Source organism: Terrabacter tumescens (genome assembly GCF_014646815.1).
Classification (GTDB): domain Bacteria; phylum Actinomycetota; class Actinomycetes; order Actinomycetales; family Dermatophilaceae; genus Terrabacter; species Terrabacter tumescens.
In genome coordinates, this window is sequence record NZ_BMNZ01000004.1 from 121,244 (window position 1) to 139,718 (window position 18,475).

Annotated in this window: 20 protein-coding genes; 15 read left to right on the forward strand and 5 right to left on the reverse strand. The window is 72.9% G+C overall.

Annotation, left to right across the window (positions count from 1 at the left end; all coding sequences use genetic code 11):
- Window positions 1–37: 37 nt before the first annotated feature.
- Window positions 38–994, forward strand: coding sequence for a serine/threonine-protein kinase (locus tag IEY30_RS11025; RefSeq protein ID WP_043416432.1), 957 nt, complete (start codon window positions 38–40; stop codon window positions 992–994).
- A gap of 33 nt (window positions 995–1,027) precedes the next feature.
- Here IEY30_RS11025 and IEY30_RS11030 read toward each other — a convergent pair whose 3' ends face one another.
- The gene (locus IEY30_RS11030; RefSeq protein ID WP_020145122.1) at window positions 1,028–1,546 is read right to left on the reverse strand and encodes an inorganic diphosphatase; all 519 of its coding nucleotides are present in this window, start codon (window positions 1,544–1,546) and stop codon (window positions 1,028–1,030) included.
- A 166-nt stretch (window positions 1,547–1,712) separates the two neighbouring features.
- Between IEY30_RS11030 and IEY30_RS11035 the strand changes: the two genes are divergently transcribed.
- From IEY30_RS11035 to IEY30_RS11080, 10 genes are all read left to right on the forward strand, one after another.
- Window positions 1,713–3,323, forward strand: coding sequence for a D-alanyl-D-alanine carboxypeptidase/D-alanyl-D-alanine-endopeptidase (locus IEY30_RS11035; RefSeq protein WP_030195545.1), 1,611 nt, complete (start codon window positions 1,713–1,715; stop codon window positions 3,321–3,323).
- A gap of 123 nt (window positions 3,324–3,446) precedes the next feature.
- Window positions 3,447–4,553 carry an Rv3626c family coenzyme F420 biosynthesis-associated protein gene (locus IEY30_RS11040; RefSeq protein ID WP_030195548.1) on the forward strand — a complete coding sequence of 369 codons (1,107 nt, stop codon included), beginning with the start codon at window positions 3,447–3,449 and terminating at the stop codon, window positions 4,551–4,553.
- 21 nt (window positions 4,554–4,574) lie between these two features.
- Window positions 4,575–5,573, forward strand: a complete 999-nt coding sequence (tilS, locus tag IEY30_RS11045) for a tRNA lysidine(34) synthetase TilS (RefSeq protein ID WP_030195551.1) — start codon at window positions 4,575–4,577, stop codon at window positions 5,571–5,573.
- 119 nt (window positions 5,574–5,692) lie between these two features.
- Window positions 5,693–6,244, forward strand: coding sequence for a hypoxanthine phosphoribosyltransferase (gene hpt / locus IEY30_RS11050; protein WP_030195553.1), 552 nt, complete (start codon window positions 5,693–5,695; stop codon window positions 6,242–6,244).
- A 14-nt stretch (window positions 6,245–6,258) separates the two neighbouring features.
- Window positions 6,259–7,083, forward strand: coding sequence for a DUF1028 domain-containing protein (locus IEY30_RS11055; protein WP_030195561.1), 825 nt, complete (start codon window positions 6,259–6,261; stop codon window positions 7,081–7,083).
- Window positions 7,084–7,248: 165 nt separating this feature from the next.
- Window positions 7,249–9,360 (forward strand): ATP-dependent zinc metalloprotease FtsH, encoded by a 2,112-nt coding sequence (gene ftsH, locus IEY30_RS11060; RefSeq protein ID WP_030195563.1) that lies wholly within the window; start codon window positions 7,249–7,251, stop codon window positions 9,358–9,360.
- Window positions 9,361–9,363: 3 nt separating this feature from the next.
- Window positions 9,364–9,936 (forward strand): GTP cyclohydrolase I FolE, encoded by a 573-nt coding sequence (gene folE, locus IEY30_RS11065; RefSeq protein ID WP_030195565.1) that lies wholly within the window; start codon window positions 9,364–9,366, stop codon window positions 9,934–9,936.
- 91 nt (window positions 9,937–10,027) lie between these two features.
- Window positions 10,028–10,921 carry a dihydropteroate synthase gene (folP, locus tag IEY30_RS11070; RefSeq protein WP_229674955.1) on the forward strand — a complete coding sequence of 298 codons (894 nt, stop codon included), beginning with the start codon at window positions 10,028–10,030 and terminating at the stop codon, window positions 10,919–10,921.
- An 86-nt stretch (window positions 10,922–11,007) separates the two neighbouring features.
- A complete protein-coding gene (gene folK / locus IEY30_RS11075; protein WP_030195569.1) occupies window positions 11,008–11,895 on the forward strand; it encodes a 2-amino-4-hydroxy-6-hydroxymethyldihydropteridine diphosphokinase in 888 nt (295 codons plus the stop codon).
- Entirely contained in the window at window positions 11,892–12,380 is a 489-nt protein-coding gene (locus tag IEY30_RS11080) for a DUF3180 domain-containing protein (RefSeq protein ID WP_030195572.1), read from the forward strand. The genes folK and IEY30_RS11080 overlap by 4 nt, the downstream gene beginning before the upstream one ends.
- A gap of 145 nt (window positions 12,381–12,525) precedes the next feature.
- Here IEY30_RS11080 and IEY30_RS11085 read toward each other — a convergent pair whose 3' ends face one another.
- Window positions 12,526–12,756 carry a hypothetical protein gene (locus IEY30_RS11085; protein ID WP_030195574.1) on the reverse strand — a complete coding sequence of 77 codons (231 nt, stop codon included), beginning with the start codon at window positions 12,754–12,756 and terminating at the stop codon, window positions 12,526–12,528.
- An 8-nt stretch (window positions 12,757–12,764) separates the two neighbouring features.
- A complete protein-coding gene (locus IEY30_RS11090; RefSeq protein ID WP_229674989.1) occupies window positions 12,765–13,868 on the reverse strand; it encodes an NADH-quinone oxidoreductase subunit D in 1,104 nt (367 codons plus the stop codon).
- Window positions 13,869–14,124: 256 nt separating this feature from the next.
- Here IEY30_RS11090 and IEY30_RS11095 point away from each other — a divergent pair, with 256 nt between their 5' ends.
- Window positions 14,125–14,517, forward strand: coding sequence for a VOC family protein (locus IEY30_RS11095; protein ID WP_030195581.1), 393 nt, complete (start codon window positions 14,125–14,127; stop codon window positions 14,515–14,517).
- Between the two features lie 11 nt (window positions 14,518–14,528).
- Here the strand turns inward: IEY30_RS11095 and IEY30_RS11100 are convergent, their stop codons facing one another.
- Both IEY30_RS11100 and IEY30_RS11105 read right to left on the reverse strand, forming a co-directional pair.
- Window positions 14,529–15,062 carry a copper resistance CopC family protein gene (locus IEY30_RS11100; protein ID WP_030195584.1) on the reverse strand — a complete coding sequence of 178 codons (534 nt, stop codon included), beginning with the start codon at window positions 15,060–15,062 and terminating at the stop codon, window positions 14,529–14,531.
- Window positions 15,063–15,067: 5 nt separating this feature from the next.
- Complete coding sequence (locus IEY30_RS11105) at window positions 15,068–16,060, reverse strand: SAM-dependent methyltransferase (protein ID WP_043416437.1); 993 nt, start codon at window positions 16,058–16,060, stop codon at window positions 15,068–15,070.
- Window positions 16,061–16,083: 23 nt separating this feature from the next.
- Between IEY30_RS11105 and IEY30_RS11110 the strand changes: the two genes are divergently transcribed.
- The 3 genes from IEY30_RS11110 to panD all read left to right on the forward strand — a co-directional run bounded on the left by IEY30_RS11110 (window position 16,084) and on the right by panD (window position 18,464).
- On the forward strand, window positions 16,084–16,992 hold the full coding sequence (locus tag IEY30_RS11110) for a Rossmann-like and DUF2520 domain-containing protein (protein ID WP_030195589.1): 909 nt from the start codon (window positions 16,084–16,086) through the stop codon (window positions 16,990–16,992).
- Window positions 16,989–17,942 (forward strand): pantoate--beta-alanine ligase, encoded by a 954-nt coding sequence (gene panC, locus IEY30_RS11115; RefSeq protein ID WP_081920390.1) that lies wholly within the window; start codon window positions 16,989–16,991, stop codon window positions 17,940–17,942. Before IEY30_RS11110 ends, panC begins: the two co-directional genes overlap by 4 nt.
- 63 nt (window positions 17,943–18,005) lie before the next feature.
- Window positions 18,006–18,464 carry an aspartate 1-decarboxylase gene (gene panD, locus IEY30_RS11120; RefSeq protein ID WP_030195594.1) on the forward strand — a complete coding sequence of 153 codons (459 nt, stop codon included), beginning with the start codon at window positions 18,006–18,008 and terminating at the stop codon, window positions 18,462–18,464.
- The last annotated feature ends 11 nt before the right edge of the window (window positions 18,465–18,475 follow it).

Genomic DNA, 18,475 nt, shown 5'->3' on the forward strand with positions numbered 1-18,475 from the left:
CGGCCGCCCGCGCGAGCGGATGGGCCATGATGACGCGATGGAGGCTATCGGTCGATACCAGCTCCGGCACCGTCTGGGCGCCGGTGCGTTCGCGACGGTCTGGCTCGCGCACGACCCCGACCTCGCCGTCCCGGTGGCGGTCAAGGTGCTCGCCGACAACTGGAGCGCCGACCTCGACATCCGCCAGCGCTTCCTCGCCGAGGCCAGGCTCCTGCGCCGCCTGTCGGACGACCGGGTCGTGCGCGTCCACGACCTCGGCGAGCTCCCGGACGGTCGCCCCTACTTCGTCATGGACTACGTCGACGGCGGCACCGTCGCCGACGTGCTCAAGGCGGTCGTCGCCTCCGACGAGGCGCGGGATCCGTTGCGGGCCCTGGCGATCGGGGCCGACGCGGCACGCGGGCTGCACGTGCTGCACGAGCACGGCGTCGTCCACCGCGACGTCAAGCCGGGCAACCTGCTGCTGACCCAGCGCGACGGCCGCGACCACGTCGTCATCGCCGACCTCGGCATGGCCAAGGCCCTCGCCGAGTCCTCGGGGCTCACCGTCACGGCCGGCACGCCGGCCTACATGGCGCCCGAGCAGGCCCACGGCGCCAAGGGATTCGACGAGCGCGCCGATGTCTACGCCGCCGCGGCCGTCACCTACGCGCTGCTCACCGGGACGGCGCCGTATGCCGTCGACGGCGGCCTGCTGAGCATCGCCACCCGTGACCCCAAGCTCTCACCCGCCGCGGTCGGTCCGGTCGCCGGCACCCCGCGCGAGCTCGACGAGCTGCTCCGCTCGGCGCTGGCCCACGACCCGGCCCGCCGGCCACGGACCGCGCTCGAGCTCGCGGACCGGCTGGACGGCATACGCCATCGGCTCGAGAGCGAGGGGCCGGGCGCGGCGCCCGCCACGACGTGGGGCGGGGGAGCGCTCGCGGGCCTCGCCGCGGCGACCTTCACGGTCTTCACGCTCGCGACATGGCTGACCCTCCGCCTCCTCGGGTGAGGTGACGGAGGGTCGGCAGGCGGTCGTGCGGGCTCAGTGCCCCTGCGGCATGGCCCAGCGGGCCGTCGAGGTGCCCTGCTCCTTGGCGCGGTCGAAGGCCTCGCCGATGATCTTCTCGGCAGCCTCGCGGTTGCCCCAGTCGGAGCCCTCGACGTGCTTGCCGGGCTCGAGGTCCTTGTAGCGCTCGAAGAAGTGCTGGATCTCGTCGAGCGTGAACGTGCTGACGTCGGAGATGTCCTGGACGTCGGCGGTGCGCGGGTCGACCGGCACGCAGAGCACCTTGTCGTCGCCGCCGGCCTCGTCGGTCATGTGGAAGACGCCGATCGGGCGGGCCTCGACGACGACGCCGGGGAAGACCGGCTCGGGCAGCAGCACGAGGGCGTCCAGGGGGTCGCCGTCCTCGCCGAGCGAGTCCTCGATGTAGCCGTAGTCGGCGGGGTAGGCCATCGGCGTGAAGAGGTAGCGGTCGAGGCGGATGCGGCCCGTCTCGTGGTCGACCTCGTACTTGTTGCGCTGTCCGCGCGGGATCTCGATGGTGACGTCGAACTCCACGTCTTCCCCTTCTTCACGGTCTTCGGGTGCTGTCTCGGGTGCTGTCTCTGATGCGGCGCGCGTGCCGGAGCACTCGCCTGCGGCTGACAGAATCGTCCGCGACAGTGTGTCAGCAAGGACCGGCCTTGCGCGAAACAGCACGGACGACGGACGGGGGTGGGCAGGCATGGCACGAGAGTCGAGGCCCGGGCGCCGCGCCCCCCGCCACACCTACGGCGCGGCCGTCGTGGGCTCGCTCGTGACGATCTTGCTGGGGTATGCCGTGCTCGACGTCGCCGACGCCGCGCCCGGTCCGCTGACGCTGCGTCCACTGCCGCCGCCCGCCCCGACCGAGTACGTCGCGAAGCGCACGCTGCCGCTCGTGGAGCAGCCGACGCTGCCGACCTCGGTCGAGGCGCCGCTGCCGGCGCTGGCCGGCGAGACCGCCGCCCCCTCGGCCGACGGCATCGACCGGGCCCTCGCCGCGGTCCGGGCCATGCCGGCCCTGCGCGACTCGGCCCTCGTCGTGCGCGACGGCCAGAGCGGGGAGGTGCTGCTCGACCAGCGCGGTGACGAGCTGCGCATCCCGGCCTCGACCACCAAGCTGCTGTCGGCCGCCGCCATCGGCCGGACGTTCGCGCCCGACGCGACGTTGCGGACCGTGGTGCGCGAGGGCGACACGCCCGACCAGATCGTCCTCGTCGCGGGCGGCGACTCGCTGCTCGCCCCGGGCAAGGGCGACCTGCAGGCCGTCGCCGGCCACGCCGGTCTGGGCGACCTCGCCGACCAGGTCGCCTCGGCGCTGGAGGCCCGCGGCACGCGCGCCGTCACGCTCTACGTCGACGAGACGTATGCCGACGGCCCGACGACCGCCCCGACGTGGGGCTCGACGTTCCGCAGCTCGGGCATCACCGGCGCGGTCGCCATGCTCGGCCTGTCGAGCCAGCGGGCACGGGGCGGCGCGCCCGGCCCTGCCGACCCCGTGCTCGCGGTCCGGACGACCTTCGCCGGCCTGCTCGAGTCCCGTGGCGTCGACGTGACGGTGGCGGCGCGTGGCCGGGCGCCCGGTGTCGCCGGCTCGCCGATGCCGACACCGACGACCGGACCGACGCCGACCACCTCGGGATCGGACACGGCGACACCCGACGACGGCGCGACCTCGGGCGACGGCTCGGGCGACGGCTCCGGCACGGCCACGCCCTCGGCCACGGCGGGCGCCCGCACCCAGGGCCCGGGTGCCGTCCTCGGCAGCGTCACGTCGGCGCCCGTGCGCGAGCAGCTGGCCCTGGCCCTGACCGACAGCGACAACGCGTTGACCGAGATCCTCGCCCGTCAGGCGGCCTACCGCTCCGGCTCGGCCACCGACTTCGCGGCCGTCGGCTCGTGGGTCGTGTCGCAGGTGGCCGCGCTCGGGCTCGACACGACGGGCGTCACCCTCTCCGACGCGAGCGGGCTCTCGCGCGAGAACCGCGTGCGTGCCTCGCTGCTGTCCGACGTGCTCGTGCTCGGCTACGACGGCAAGCACCCGGTGCTGCGCCGCGCCCTCGACGGACTGCCCATCGGTGGCCTGACCGGCACCCTGGCGGGCCGGTTCACCGGCCCGGACCACGACGCGGCGGGCCGCGCGCGCGCCAAGACCGGCACCCTGACGGGCGCCAACGCGCTCGCCGGAAGCGTCGTCGACGACGACGGTCGGCTCCTCGTCTTCGTGGGTATGGTCGCCGGAGTGGGAACCAACGACGCTCGGGCGGCGTTGGACCGTCTGGTGGCGACGCTCGCCTCGTGCGGGTGTCGCTGACGGGCCGAGAGGCCGTTCGGGGACCGGGTCAGCGACGACGTTCGTGACCTTTCCGTGAGCGGGTCCTGGCCCTCCAGACACCTCGCGCGACGTCGACATCGTCACGGCACGGAAAGGGCTGGCATGACCGACACGACCCACCCGACCCCCGCGGACGCCCGCCGTCCTGAGCGCTCGGGTGGTGGTGCTCCGGCCGCGTCCGTCGACTACGAGTTCGCCAAGCGGACCGGGCGCGCCATCGTCAACCCCGGGCCCCAGGTCTCGAGCGACGAGGCCGCCGCCATCGTGGCCGACCTGCGGGCGGCCGCAGCGTCGGCCGTCGGCCCCGTCGCCGAGACCAGCGCGCTCACGGCCCCCGCCGGTGCACCCGACCCGCTCGTCGTCGACCGTGCGGGCTGGATCAGCGCCAACGTCGACTCGTTCCGGTCGATGCTCGACCCCGTCGTCGACAAGCTCAATGCGACGAAGAAGTCCCCGACGAGCGCCACGGCGGCCGCGATCGGCGGCAAGGTGACCGGCGCCGAGATGGGTGGCCTGCTCGCCTTCCTCTCGAGCAAGGTGCTGGGGCAGTACGACCTCGCGCCAGGCGGCACGCCGCGCCTGCTGCTCGTGGCCCCCAACATCGTCGCGGCCGAGCGGCGCATGGGCGTCGACCCGACCGACTTCCGCCGCTGGGTCGCCATGCACGAGGAGACGCACCGGGTGCAGTTCACCGCGGTGCCCTGGCTGCGCGACCACATGGTCTCCCGCACCCAGGCCCTCGCCGTCGACCTCGCCCCCACCCCCGAGGACCTCTCGAAGCGCTTCGAGCAGCTGACGAAGAACCTGCCCCAGGTGCTCAGCTCCGGCGAGGGTGTCGGCCAGCTCTTCGCGACGCCCGAGCAGAAGGCGCAGATCGCCGAGCTGACCGCCGTCATGTCGCTGCTCGAGGGCCACGCCGACGTCGTCATGGACGCCGTCGGGCCCCGGGTCATCCCGAGCGTCGACGAGATCCGCCGCAAGTTCGACCAGCGCCGCAACAGCTCGGTCGGGGTCGACCGGCTGCTGCGCAAGCTGCTCGGCCTCGAGGCCAAGATGCGGCAGTACCGCGACGGCGCCGTCTTCGTCCGCGCCGTCACCGACCAGGTGGGCCGCGACGGCTTCAACGCCGTCTGGTCCTCGCCCGACACGTTGCCCCGAGCCGCCGAGATCCTCGAGCCCGACGCCTGGGTGCGCCGGGTCCACGGCTGAGCGATGCGAGGTCCCGCAGACATGCCCGGTCCCGACCCCGCCGTCGCCGCCACCCGCCTCGCCGTGCGCGAGCACCTCGCCGACGTGCCCGAGGGTGGCGTCGTCCTCGTCGCCTGCTCGGGTGGCCCAGACTCGGTGGCGCTCGCCGCCGCGCTCGCCTTCGAGGCGCCGCGGGCCGGCGTCCGCGGTGGTGCCGTCGTCGTCGACCACGGCCTGCAGGAGCGCTCCGCCGTGGTCGCGGAGGAGGCGGCCGCCCTGTGCCGCGAGATGGGGCTCGACCCCGTCGAGGTCGTCCGCGCCGAGGTCCGCACGAGCGGCGCCGGCCTCGAGGCCGATGCCCGCTCGGCGCGCTACGCCGCCATCGAGGCGGCTGCCGACCGCGTGGGCGCGTCCATGGTCCTCATCGGCCACACGCGTGACGACCAGGCCGAGCAGGTGCTCCTCGGCCTGTCCCGTGGCTCGGGCGCCCGGTCGCTCAGCGGCATGCCGGTGCGCCGCGACCGCTTCGTCCGTCCCCTCCTCGGCCTGCCGCGCGCCACGACGCTCGCCGCCTGCGCGGCCTACGGCATCGACCCGTGGGACGACCCGCACAACAGCGACGACTCGTTCCGCCGGGTCCGCGCCCGCCGCCTGCTCGCGACCCTCGAGTCCGACCTCGGTCCGGGCTTCGGTGCTGCCCTGGCGCGCAGTGCCGACCTGCTGCGCGAGGACGCCGACTACCTCGAGACGTTGGCGATCCGGGCGCGGGCCGACCTGCCCACCGGACCCCAGGGCGAGGGTGTCGACCTCGACGCCCTCGCGTCCCTGCCGCGGGCGATCCGCACCCGCGTCTGGCGGCTGCTCGCCGCCGAGGCCGGCGCGCCGCTCGCCGACGTCAGCGCCGCGCACGTCGAGTCGCTCGACGCCCTGCTGACCTCGTGGCACGGACAGGGCCCGCTGCACGTGCCCGGCGGCATCGCCGTGGCGCGCACCGGCGGGGCCATCGTCTTCAGCCCGCTCCGCGAGACCGCCAACGCCTGAGTGCCGACGCCTCGCCGCCGACGCCCGACTGCGTGGTGTGAGGCCCGCCGCCGGGTGCGGTTGAATGGGTCCCGCACCGCATGCCCCCGCACCACCCCGCACCACATGGAGGAGCCTTCGTGGACCACGAGCACATGGGAGACGACCTGGCCAAGGTCCTCTACACCGAGGAGCAGATCCAGGCCCGGCTCGCCGAGCTCGCCGCCGACATCTGGAAGGACTACGAGGGCAAGGACTTCCTGCTCGTCGGTGTCCTCAAGGGTGCCGTCGTCGTCATGGCCGACCTCATGCGCGCGCTGCCCGGCACGGCCCCGATGGACTGGATGGCGGTCTCGTCCTACGGCTCCGGCACCAAGAGCTCCGGCGTCGTGCGCATCCTCAAGGACCTCGACACCGACATCAGCGGGCGCCACGTGCTCATCGTCGAGGACATCATCGACTCCGGCCTGACGCTCTCGTGGATCAAGTCCAACCTCGAGTCGCGCAACCCGGCCTCGGTCGAGATCTGCACGCTCCTGCGCAAGCCCGACGTCGTCAAGGTCGACATCCCCGTCAAGTACGTCGGCTTCGACATCCCCAACGAGTTCGTCGTCGGCTACGGCCTCGACTACGCCGAGAAGTACCGCAACCTGCGCTGCGTCGGCACCCTCGCCCCGCACGTCTACGCCTGACAGGACGGGTCACCGTGACCTTCTCGATCGTCGCCCGCCAGGGTGAGGCGCACGGCATCGCCGTCGCGAGCAAGTTCCTCGCCGTCGGTGCCGTCGTGCCCGGCGCACGCCTCGGCGTCGGCGCCGTCGCGACCCAGTCCTTCGCGCGCGTCGCCTACCTCGAGGAGCTGCTCGGCCGCCTCGCCGCCGGGGAGCCGGCCGACGAGGCGCTCGCCGCCGCGACGGCGCTCGACGAGGGCCGCGAGACCCGTCAGGTCGGCGTCGTCGGCCTCGGCTCGGCCGCGACGTTCACGGGTTCGGAGTGCAACGCGTGGGCCGGCGGCGTGGCACGCGACGACGGCGACACGGCATACGCCATCCAGGGCAACATCCTGACCGGGCCCGAGGTCGTCGAGGCCATGGAGCGCGCGTGGCACGACACGGCGGGGGAGCCGCTCGCGCGTCGCCTGCTCGCCGCTCTCGTGGCCGGCGACGCGGCCGGCGGCGACTCGCGTGGCCGCCAGAGCGCAGCCATGTATGCCGTCGAGCCGGGTTCGGGCTACGACGCGTGCGGGGTGCTCGCCGACCTGCGCGTCGACGACCACGCCGACCCCGTGACCGAGCTCGGTCGCCTGCTCTCGGACTGGGAGATGTACTTCGGCAAGCCCGAGGACGTGCAGGCGCTCGAGGGCGAGCTCGCGGACGAGGTGCGCGACCGGCTGACCCGCCTGGGCTTCACCGACCCCGACGTCGCGACGGCGCTCGCCGACTGGGCCGGAAACGCCAACTACGAGGCGCGCCTGAGCCCCGACGGGATCGACCGGCGCGTCCTCGAGGCCCTCCGCGCCGCCACCGCCTGACCCGCGACGCCACGCCGACCGGGCACCCCGGCGCCGACCCTCGACGGACGGGTTGGTCACCGGCGTGCCGCATGCGGAACACTGGTAGACCACCGGACGTTGTGCCGGTGGACAAACTCACCGGACGAGCAGGAGGACCGGGGCCCCGACAGGTCCCGCACGTACATGGACGCTAAGCGGATTCTGCGCACACCACTGCTGTGGATCTTGGTCCTCATCAGCGCGCTCGTCTTCGGCATGATGTTCTCCGAGTCCGGCCCGCCCCGGATCGACACGTCGGCTGCCATGACGCAGATCAACGACGGCAACGTCGAGTCGGCCAAGCTGCTCAACAACGAGCGCATGGAGCTGACCCTCAAGAAGCCCTACACCTCGCCCGACGGCACGGTGAAGGACGCGAAGACGGTCTACGCCTTCTACGTCGACGCGCGCGGCGGCCAGGTCGTCGCGGCGCTCAACGCCAAGCCGCCGGCCCAGGGCGTCGACGACCAGATCGACCAGCCGAGCTGGTTCGGCTCGCTCCTCTTCTCGATCCTGCCGATCATCGTGATCCTCGCGCTCTTCTGGTTCCTCATGGGCCAGATGCAGGGCGGCGGCAACCGCGTCATGCAGTTCGGCAAGTCCCGCGCCAAGCTCGCGACCAAGGACACCCCGAAGGTCACCTTCGCCGACGTCGCCGGCTGCGACGAGGCCATCGAGGAGCTCCAGGAGATCAAGGAGTTCCTCCAGGAGCCCGCGAAGTTCCTCGCCGTCGGCGCCAAGATCCCCAAGGGCGTGCTGCTCTACGGCCAGCCCGGCACCGGCAAGACGCTGCTCGCCCGCGCGGTCGCGGGTGAGGCCGGCGTGCCGTTCTACTCGATCTCCGGATCGGACTTCGTCGAGATGTTCGTCGGTGTCGGCGCGAGCCGTGTCCGTGACCTCTTCGAGCAGGCCAAGGCCAACGCCCCGGCCATCGTCTTCGTCGACGAGATCGACGCCGTCGGCCGCCACCGTGGCGCCGGCATGGGCGGCGGCCACGACGAGCGCGAGCAGACCCTCAACCAGCTGCTCGTCGAGATGGACGGCTTCGACGTCAAGACCAACGTCATCCTCATCGCCGCCACCAACCGCCCCGACATCCTCGACCCCGCGCTGCTGCGTCCGGGCCGCTTCGACCGCCAGATCGCCGTCGACGCGCCCGACATGATCGGCCGCCACCGCATCCTCGAGGTGCACGCCCAGGGCAAGCCCGTCACAGCCGACGTCGACCTGCTCGCCGTCGCCCGCCGCACGCCCGGCTTCACCGGTGCCGACCTCGCCAACGTCCTCAACGAGGCCGCCCTGCTGACGGCCCGCAGCGACAAGAAGGTCATCGACAACGAGGCCCTCGACGAGGCCATCGACCGCGTCATCGCCGGTCCGCAGAAGCGCACCCGCATCATGTCGGCCAAGGAGCGCAAGATCACGGCCTACCACGAGGGTGGTCACGCCCTCGTCGCCGCGGCGCTCAACCACACCGACCCGGTGACCAAGGTGACGATCCTTCCGCGTGGCCGGGCCCTCGGCTACACGATGGTCATGCCGATCGACGACAAGTACTCCACGACGCGCAACGAGATCCTCGACCAGCTCGCGTACGCCCTCGGTGGCCGCGTCGCCGAGGAGATCGTCTTCCACGAGCCGACCACCGGTGCCAGTAACGACATCGAGAAGGCCACGGGCATGGCCCGCAAGATGGTCACCGAGTTCGGCATGTCCGAGCGCATCGGCGCCATCAAGCTCGGCCAGAGCACCGGCGAGGTCTTCCTCGGCCGCGACATGGGCCACCAGCGCGACTACTCCGAGGAGATCGCCCGGATCGTCGACGAGGAGGTCCGTGCCCTCATCGACGCGGCCCACGACGAGGCGTACTCCGCCCTCAACGCCAACCGCGACCTGCTCGACCACCTCGTCCTCGAGCTGCTCGAGAAGGAGACGCTCAACGTCCACGAGCTCGCCGAGCTGTTCAAGCCGGTCGTCAAGCAGCCCGAGCGCCCCACCTGGCTCTCGTCGCAGACGCGCCAGCTGAGCGACCGTCCGCCGGTGCTGACGCCGGCCGAGATCGCCGCGCAGAACGGCCAGAACGGCTTTGGCCAGAACGGCCACCTGCCGCCCCCGGTGCCGGCCGACAAGCACATCGAGAGCCAGATCGACGAGGCTGCCTCCGTCGGTGCGCACCCGCTCGCCGACGAGCACCCCGCCGAGAAGATCGTCGAGGTGCCGGACGACCGCCCCGTCAACCCCGACGAGAAGAGCTGACGCGTGACGATCGACCAGCCGCGCGCCGAGGCGGCCGTGCGGGAGCTGCTCCTCGCCATCGGTGAGGACCCCGACCGCGAGGGCCTGCTCGACACCCCGGGCCGGGTGGCCCGCTCCTTCAGCGAGATCTACGCCGGACTCGACATGACGGCGGCGGACGTGCTCGGCACGACGTTCGAGATCGACCACCAGGAGCTCGTCATCGTGCGGGACATCGAGCTCTACAGCACGTGCGAGCACCACCTCGTGCCCTTCCACGGGGTGGCGCACGTCGGCTACATCCCGAGCAAGGACGGCCGGGTCACCGGCCTGTCCAAGCTCGCCCGGCTCGTCGAGGTCTTCGCCCGGCGCCCCCAGGTGCAGGAGCGCCTCACGACCCAGATCGCCGACGCGCTCGTCGAGCACCTCGACGTGCAAGGCGTCATCGTCGTGGTCCAGGCCGAGCACCTGTGCATGTCGATGCGCGGCATCCGCAAGCCCGGCGCCAGCACGATCACCTCGGCGGTGCGCGGCCAGCTGCGCGACCCGGCCACTCGAGCAGAGGCCATGGCGCTGATGCTCGAGGGCAACAAGTGAGCGGCGAACCCTCCACCCACCTCGGCGCCCACCTGACGTCCCTGACGCGCCCGGCTCCCTGCGCGACGTCGGCCGCGACACAATGGCGCCCATGACTGCGCCAGCTCCCCGCAAGCGGAACATGCCTGATGCCACCGAGCTGCTGTCGGTGCGCGACCGCACGCTCGTCATGGGCGTCGTCAACGTCACTCCCGACTCGTTCTCCGACGGCGGGCAGTGGTTCGAGCAGGACGCCGCGATCGCACACGGCCGTGAGGTCGTCGCGGCCGGCGCCGACATCGTCGACGTCGGCGGCGAGTCGACGCGGCCGGGCGCCGAGCGTCCGTCGGTCGAGGAGGAGCTGCGCCGGGTCGTCCCTGTCGTGACGGCCCTCGCGGCCGATGGGGCCGTCGTCTCCGTCGACACGATGCGCGCCTCGGTCGCCCGGGCGGCGGTCGACGCGGGCGCGAGCATCGTCAACGACGTCTCGGGCGGCCTGGCCGACCCCGAGATGGTGCCGTGGGTGGCCTCCGACCGGCTGCCGTTCATCGCCATGCACTGGCGGGGGCACAGCACCGAGATGCAGTCGCGGGCCGTCTACGACGACGTCGTCGAGGACGTGATCCGAGAGCTGGCGCAGCGGCGTGACGCGCTGCTCGAGGGCGGCATCGACGAGGAGCGCCTCGTGCTCGACCCCGGCCTCGGCTTCGCCAAGAACGCCGACCACAACTGGGCCCTCATGGCCGACCTCCCGGCCCTGCACGAGCTGGACCAGCCGATCCTGCTCGGCGCCTCCCGCAAGACCTTCCTCGGTCGGCTCGGCCGGGACGAGGGCGGCGCCCCGCGTCCCGCCCCGGACCGCGACGTCGAGACGACCGCGACGTCGGTCATGGCCGCCATGGCAGGCCTGTGGTGCGTGCGCGTCCACGACGTCGCCTCGACCGTGCGCGCGCTCAGCGTCGTGCAGGCGGCCCTCGAGCACGCTCCCGAGGACCTCGTCGACTGACCGAGCCCGGCTATCTGCCACCCACCACCCGACCACCATCGACGACCACCGACGACCACCGACGACCTCGTGAAGGATCCCCACTGATGCCCGACCGCATCGTGCTGCAGGGCGTGACCGCCCGCGGCCACCACGGAGTGCTCGAGAGCGAGAAGCGCGACGGCCAGACGTTCCTCGTCGACGTCACGATGAGGCTGGACCTCGAGCCGGCCGGCCGCACCGACGCCCTCGCCGCCACCGTCAACTACGCGGAGGTGGCCGCCGACGTCGTCGCCCGCATCACCGGGCCCTCGTTCGACCTCATCGAGCGTCTGGCGGAGGTCATCGCCGACGACGTGCTGCGCCACGACCTCGTCCACACCGTCGAGGTGGTCGTGCACAAGCCGGAGGCACCCGTGGGTCATCCGTTCACCGACGTCCAGGTGCACCTCACCCGCACCAACGCGGCCCACGTCGTCATCGCGCTCGGCACCAACCTCGGCGACCGGGGCCAGACCCTGACCGACGCGGTCGCGGCGCTCACGGCGCTGCCGGGGCTGACGGTGACCGCGGTGTCCGACATCGTCGCGACCGACCCGGTGGGCGGTCCCGACCAGCCGGAGTACCTCAACGCGGTCCTCACCGCGCGCTCGCTGCTGCACCCCGCCGATCTGCTGGCCGAGCTGCACCGCATCGAGGCCGACCACGGCCGCACCCGCGAGGTCCGCTGGGGCGCCAGGACGCTCGACCTCGACCTCATCCAGTACGGCACGCCCGGTGGCCACCGCGAGGTGACCGCCGAGGTCCCGGAGCTGATGCTGCCGCACCCGCGCGCGCACGAGCGGGCCTTCGTCCTCGTGCCGTGGCTCGACGCCGACCCCCGCGCGACGCTGCGGCTGGGCGAGGGCACGGCCGGCATCCGACGGGTCGACGAGCTGCTCGCGGGCCTCGACCGGTCCGGCGTGCGCCCCGGTCCCCGATGGGAGCACCAGTGAGACCCCACTCCGGCATCCGCGTCACGACGCTCGTGCTCGCGGGGCTGGCCATGACGGTGGTGGCGTGGCTCGTGCTGCGCTGGCTCTCCTCGGGCGGCAGTCCCGTGCCCGAGCCGGGCTGGATCGGGGCAGCGGCCATGGTCTTCCTGGGTGGCGGGCTGCTCCTCGCCGGCTGGCAGGTGCGCAAGGTCCGTGACGGCCGACCCGACCCTGCGATCACGCCGCTGCGCGCGGCCCGCACGCTCGTGCTGGGCCAGGCGGGCGCCCTCACCGGGGCGGTGCTCGTCGGGTGGTATGCCGCGAACGCGCTCGTCCTGCTGCCCGACGGGGACGTCGACTCGCAGCGCAGCCGCATCTGGCTCTTCGTGCTGCACGCGGTCGTCGCGCTGCTGCTCGCGACCGCCGGCATGGTCGTGCAGGCCTGGTGCCGGCTGCGACCGCGCGACGACGAGGACGACGAGGACGCCGGCGCCGCTCCACGCTGACCGGTGACGTGCGTGATGGTCCTGCGCCCGGTGGGGTGATCACCCCACCGGGCGCAGGATCATCTGTCGACTCATCCGCAGCACCAACCACCGCGGACGGGGGCGTGCAACCCGGCCCGGGCCGGGCCGGGGGCCGAGAGTCGGCTCAGGTGGTGCCGGCGACGCTCACCGTCGACCTCGACGTCGGGGTCGTCGTCGAGCTCGTCGGCGGCTGCGGCGGACCGTCCGGCTTCGTCGTGCGCGTGGGCCACGGCGGCGGGATCGTGTCGACGGTGTCCTCGTCGGAGCAGGCCGCCGCGAGCGTGACCACGCCGGTGATGAGGGCGACGGCCACGCCGCGCACGAGGTTCTCCCGGGAGGCCCGGGCAGACGGCATGCGCCCCCTCACTTGTCGACGTCCCCGACGACGAAGAACATCGACCCCAGGATCGCGACCATGTCGGCGATGAGCTGGCCCGGGAGCATCTCGCTCAGCACCGACACGTTGTTGAACGACGCCGAGCGCAGCTTGAGCCGCCACGGCGTCTTCTCCCCGCGCGAGACGAGGTAGTAGCCGTTGAAGCCGAGGGGGTTCTCGGTGGCGCAGTAGATCTCGCCCTCGGGGACCTTGAGGACCTTGGGCAGCTTGACGTTGATCGGCCCCTGCGGCAGTTGCACGAGCCGGTCGAGGCAGGCCTGCGCGAGGTCGAGCGAGACGTGGACCTGCTCGAGCAGCACCTCGAGGCGGGCGAGGCAGTCGCCCGCCGTGCGCGTCACGACGCGGCCGGGACCCTTGTCGCCGAAGAGCTCGCCGTAGGCGAGGTAGGGCGCGTCGCGCCGTAGGTCGACGTCGAGGCCGCTGGCCCGCGCGACGGGACCGGAGACGCCGTACGACTCGACCGTCGAGAGCGGCAGCACCCCGACGCCGCGGGTGCGTGCCTCGAGGATCTCGTTGCCGACGATCAGCCGCTCGAGGTCGGGAAGTCGCTTGCGCACGTTGGCGATCGCCTTGTCGACGCGCCCCATCCACCCGGCCGGCAGGTCCTCCTTGAGGCCGCCCACGCGGTTGAACATGTAGTGCATGCGCCCGCCCGAGACCTCCTCCATGACCGCCTGGAGCTCCTCGCGCTCGCGGAACGCGTGGAAGACCGGCGTGATCGCGCCGAGCTCGAGGGGGTAGCTGCCGAGGAACATCAGGTGGTTGAGCACGCGGTTGAGCTCGGCCAGCGCGGTGCGCGCCCAGACGGCCCGCTCGGGCACCTCCATGCCGAGCATCTGCTCGACGCCGAGCACGACCCCGAGCTCGTTGGAGAAGGCGCTGAGCCAGTCGTGGCGGTTGGCGAGCACGATGATCTGGCGGTAGTCGCGCACCTCGAAGAGCTTCTCGGCGCCGCGGTGCATGTAGCCGACGATCGGCTCGGCGCTGACGATGCGCTCGCCGTCGACGACGATGCGCAGGCGCAGCACGCCGTGCGTGGCCGGGTGCTGCGGGCCGATGTTGAGCACCATGTCTGCGGTCGCGAGCCCGCCCGCGCCGATGCCGACGGTCAGGGCGCGCCCCTGGTCGGGGGTGGACGGTCGTGTGCCGTCGACTGCGCTCGTGCCGCTCACAGGCTCGACCCTACGTCGGTCATGCGATCGAGTATGCCGTGAGCGCCCTCGCGCCCGTCACGCGGCGTAGCGTCGTGCGGACCACTGCAGACCACTGCAGACCAGTGCCGGCAGCAGAGGACCGCAGTCAAGCGGCGAGACGAGTGGAGGCGTCATGAGCGAGCTGACCCCGTACATCTGTGTGGCCGACTCGAGGGCCGCGATCGAGTGGTACGGCGAGCACCTCGGCGCCGTGGTCACCGCCCCGCCCATGGTCATGGACGACGGCCGCGTCGGGCACTGCGAGCTGGCCGTCGACGGCGCCCGCTGGATGATGTCCGACGAGTTCGAGAGCGCCGGCGTCGCGCCGCCCCTCCCGGGCCGCGGCAACGCCGTGACGCTGCACCTCACGGTGCCCGACGTCGACGAGCTCTGCCGCCGGGTGCAGGAGGGCGGCGCGACGATCGACCGTGCTCCGGAGGACAACGCGCCGATCGGCCGTCTCGCGGTCTTTCACGACCCGTTCGGCCACCGGTGGTTCCTCAATCAGCCGCTGGGGGCGGACTGACCGGGAGGGCCTCAGGAGCGGTCGGCCTCGCGGCTGCGCAGCACGAGGTAGCCGCCGATCCCCAGGAGCACGAGCGTCCCGACGACGGTGAGCAGGATGGGCACGAACAGCGAGCCCTGGCCGTCGTCGGCGGCCGAGACGGGCTTGACGTGCACCGTCGCGCCGGCAGTGGCGGTCGAACCGTCGAGGCCGACCGTCGCGTGGAAGGAGAAGGTGCCGGTGACGGGGTGTCCGTCGTCCGAGGTGATCCGGTAGGACACCGTGTAGTCGCCTCCGGGTGCCGTCGGGGCGAGGGCCTGCTTGACGTCGCGGCCCGAGATCGTCGGCGTGCCGGACGACACCGGGCCGGACGGGCCGTTGACGACGACCTGGGCGCCGAGGGCGAGCGGGGTCTCGGAGAAGGTGAGCACCACCTGGTCGGGCAGCTTCGTGACGGTGGTGCCGTCCGCGGGGTTGGTCCGCTCGAGCACGTCGTGGGCGAAGGCCGCCGTGGGGATGGCCACGAGCAGTCCGAGGGCGAGCAGCGCGGAGGCGAGACGACGCATGCCGTTCAGGTTACGTCGTGCCCGCGGACGCGTTTCACCGCCCACCAGAAGCCCCCGAAGCCGTCGCGGTGGAGCAGCTGCGCCTCGGTGCTCGCGTGCTCGAGCCCCGCGAGGTAGGCGAGCGGGTCGGCCCCCGCGAGCGCGTGCGGCGGGGTGGCGCCGGTCAGCCCGAGGGCCTGCAGCGCCTCGCGCTGAGGACGCACGACGTCGGCATCGAGGGTGTCCACGGCGACGTGCGCGGTGAGGTCGCACGAGCCGTCGGGCACGGGCGTGGTCAGCTGCCCGTTCGCGTATGCCGTGAGCGTCCCCCCGGCAGGACGCCCGGTCGCCGTGTGGCCGTAGTCCACGGCGACGAGCGTGCCCGAGTCGACGCGCGAGACCAGGTCGGTCCAGGCCTCGTCGCGGGCGCGGCCGACCTCGATGCGGTCGCCGGGGCTGGTCGTGGGCCAGTGCGCGTCGGCCCACTGCCGGTCCTGCCCGGACAGCGGGGCGCCGAGCGACTCCGCACCGGTGTCCGGGTCGACGAGGACCTCGCGTGCCGTGCCGTCGGCGTCGACCTCCGCCACGGTGCAGGGCACGACGTCGAGCCACTCGTGGGCGATGACGAGGGCGTCGCTCAGGCCGGTCAGCTCGGGCGGCAGGCCTGCGCCACCGGGGGAGCGGAGCCACTCGACGCGGCGGTCGAGGCCGGCCGGCCGGTCCACGACGTCGACGGCGACGACGCGGGTCGTCTGCGGGGTGCGCGTGCCGCCAGGGCTGGTCGGGTCCATGGCGTCCACGAGGTGGGTCGCGAGCTCGCCCCGGCCGGCACCGACGTCGACGACGACCCGTACCGGGTGGTCGGGGAGCGCGAGCAGCGCCCGCGCGAGCCTCGCCCCCGTGGCTCCGTGGGCGGCCGTCGTGAAGTGCGCCGCCGGGCCGCCGCGCGTGACGTAGAAACCCCGGCTCACGGCATACAACGCCTCGTGCCACGCCTCGCGCCAGGGAACGGGATCCACGCCTGCCGACTGTAGGCGATAGCGTGCCGTGGGTGAGCACCCCGCACGAGCGTCCTGCGCGCTTCGACGTCGGCGTCGTGGGCGCCGGGCGCGTCGGAGCCGTCCTCGGAGCTGCCCTGGCCCGCGCCGGCCACGTCGTCACCGGCGTCTCCGCGGTCAGCGAGGAGAGCCTCGAGCGGGCCGCGACGCTGCTGCCGGGGGTGCCGGTCAAGCCGATCCCGGAGGTCGTCGCCGGTGCGCACCTCGTCGTCCTGGCCGTGCCGGACGACGCCCTCGCCGACCTCGTCCGCGGGCTCAGCGCCACGGGCACCTTCACCCCCGGTCAGCTCGTCATGCACACGTCCGGAGCCCACGGGATCTCGGTCTTCGAGGCGGCTGCCGACAGCGACATCGTTCCGCTCGCGATCCACCCGGCCATGACGTTCACGGGCACCGAGCTCGACCTCGAGCGCCTCCACGACTGCTGCTTCGGCGTGACGACCCTCGACCTCGCCCGCCCCCTCGGCGAGGCGCTCGTCATCGAGATGGGGGGCGACCCGGTGTGGATCGCCGAGGAGGACCGCGTCACCTACCACGCAGCCCTCGCCCACGGGTCGAACCACCTCGTCACCCTCGTCGCCCAGTCGATGCAGCTGCTCGGCGAGGCCGGGGTCGACGACCCGGCGCGCGTCCTCGAGCCGCTGCTCTCCGCGGCGCTCGCCAACACGCTGCAGCGGGGTGACGCAGCCCTCACCGGTCCGGTGGCCCGCGGCGATGCCGGTACCGTTGCCGGGCACGTCGCGATGCTGCGCAAGGTCGCCCCGGACATCCGGCCGACCTATCTCGCCCTGGCCCGCGCGACGGCGCAGCGGGCCCTGCTCAGCGGTCGCCTCCGCGCGTCCGACGCCGACCCGCTGCTCGAGCTGCTCGCGCACGAGGAGGACCAACCGTGACCGACACGACCGCACCGACCGTCACCCATCCCGTCACCGGGCCCGGCACCCCGCCCGGCAGCCCGCCTGTCACGCCGGTGGTGGCGCGCACCCGTGAGGAGCTGCGCGAGGCCCGCTCGGCGCTCGACGACGGCGACGTCGCCGTCGTCATGACGATGGGGGCCCTGCACGAGGGCCACGCGACCCTCATCCACCAGGCCCGCAAGGCCCACCGCCACGTCGTCGTGACGATCTTCCTCAACCCGCTCCAGTTCGGGCCCAAGGAGGACCTCTCGCGCTACCCGCGCACGTTCGACGCCGACCTCGAGATCTGCACCGCGGCGGGGGTCGACCTCGTCTTCGCGCCGACGCCCGACGTCGTCTACCCCGAGGGCGACCCCGGGGTGCGCGTGTCGGCCGGGCCCCTCGGTGACGTGCTCGAGGGCCAGTCCCGGCCGGGGCACTTCGACGGGATGCTCACCGTCGTCGGCAAACTCATGCACCTGACCCGCTGCAGCGCGGCGTACTTCGGGCAGAAGGACGCCCAGCAGCTGCTGCTCATCCGGCGGATGTGTCGCGACCTCGACTTCCCGGTGCAGGTCGTGGCCGTCCCCACCGTGCGCGAGGCCGACGGCCTGGCGATGTCGAGCCGCAACACCTACCTCACGGCGTCCGACCGGGAGACGGCCCTGTGCCTCTCGGCGGCGCTGCAGGCCGGCGCGGCAGCGGCTGCAGAGGGCCCGTCCGCGGTCCGTCGCGCGGCCCGGGCCGTGCTCGTCCGTGAGCCGCTCGCCCTCGTCGACTACCTCGTGCTCGTGCACCCGGACACCCTCGAGGACGTTCCGGAGTGGTACCGCGGCGAGGCGCTGCTCGCCGTCGCCGGTCGAGTGGGTACGACCCGTCTCATCGACAACCTGCCCGTCCTCGTCGGTCCCGGCGGCGGCGCGCTCGAGACGTTCACGCAGTCCTGAGGGACCGGTTCCCTTCTCCCGCAGGGCGGTCCACGCCCCCACATCCATCGAGGAAGACGCACCGTGCAGCGTTTCATGCTCCACTCGAAGATCCACCGTGCGACGGTCACGCAGGCCGACCTGCACTACGTCGGGTCGCTGACGATCGACCGCGACCTGCTCGACGCGGCCGACCTGTGGCCCGGCCAGCAGGTCGACGTCGTCGACGTCGACAACGGCAACCGCCTGACGACCTACGCCATCGAGGGGGAGCGGGGCACCGGCATCGTCTGCATCAACGGCGCGGCCGCCCGGCTCATCTCGCCCGGTGACACGGTCATCATCATCGCGTACGCCGCCATGGACGATGCCGAGGCGCGCACCTTCGAGCCGAGGGTCGTCTTCGTCGACGAGCACAACCGGACGGTCGAGGTGGGGCACGATGCAGGGGACGTGCCCGACGGCTTCGGCCTGATGACCTCGGCCGTCACCGAGCGCCACCACGAGTACCAGCACGAGCACCAGCACCAGACCCAGGACTGAGAGGCCAGTCG